The sequence below is a fragment of the Halobellus sp. H-GB7 genome (assembly GCF_030848585.1).
GTDB lineage: Archaea > Halobacteriota > Halobacteria > Halobacteriales > Haloferacaceae > Haloquadratum > Haloquadratum inordinatus.
In genome coordinates, this window is record NZ_JAVDDW010000034.1 from 1 (window position 1) to 1111 (window position 1111).

At 60.1% G+C, this 1111-nt stretch carries 1 protein-coding gene; it reads left to right on the forward strand.

Annotated elements, in window-relative coordinates:
- Positions 1 to 79 precede the first annotated feature (79 nt).
- A partial coding sequence (locus RBH22_RS17790; protein ID WP_306678749.1) for an IS66 family transposase occupies positions 80 to 1111 on the forward strand: 1032 nt, incomplete at its 3' end.

Here is a 1111-nt window from a genome sequence, read left to right on the forward strand (position 1 = left end):
GTAGATCGATGCAGCAGGCAACAGAGTGCATTCCTAAGGGATGGTCTCCGGACTGGAGACCATCCCGTCTTGCCTGCTTATGACTTCTTCCGACCCAACCAAAGAGGAAATCCTAGCACGCCTTGCTTCGCTTGAGGAAGAGGTCGAACAACTCCGCGAGGAAAACCAAGAGCTTCGAGAAGAGAACGAACAATTGCGACAGGAAAACAAACGGCTCAGAGCTAAAATCCGGTGGTACGAGGGACCGCATACACCACCGAGCAAGGACCAATCAGACCAAGGAGAGTCGTCCTCGTCCGGTGGGGACGAGGACGACGAACACTCACGTACTGACGGCGGCACGCCTGGTCGAAAGCCCGGACACGACCCTGAGTGGCGGGTTGCACCTGATCCAGATCAGAAAATCGAGGTCACCTGTGACTGCTGTCCCGAGTGTGGCGAAACGTTCGACGAGTCGGCGGGCGTCAGCCCCCGACTCGTCGAGGAACTCCCGGACCCACAGCCACCGGAGGTCACACAGTACAATCGACACCACTACGAGTGCCACTCCTGTGGGACAGAGACTGTCGCCTCACACCCCGACTGCCCCGATGAGGGGCAGTTCGGGGTGAACGTCATCGCACAGGCAGCACTCTCCCGGTACGATCACCGCCTTCCCTACCGGAAGATCGGCGACCGCTTTGAGCAACTCCACGGACTGAAACTGTCGGGTGCGGCGGCGTGGTATGCGACCGAGCGCGCTGCGCGCGCCGGTCGCTGTGAGTACGAGCAAATTCGCCGCCAGATCCAGCAAACCGACGTTGTCCACGTTGACGAGACTGGAATCAAACGCGACGGCGAACAAGCGTGGATCTGGACGTTCACCACCGAGAACCATACGCTGTACGCGGTCAGGGAGAGTAGAGGGAGTGATATTCCCGCAGAAGTCCTCGGCGAGGACTTCGCGGGAACGGTCGTCTGTGACGGGTGGACGGCGTATCCGGCCTTCAGCAGCAACCTCCAGCGATGTTGGGCGCACATTCTCCGGGAGGCTGAAGACGCCGCCGAGAAGCAGGCAGAAGGCGAACCGATCCACCGTGCCCTCAAACAGCTATACGTCGCTCTCCAGACG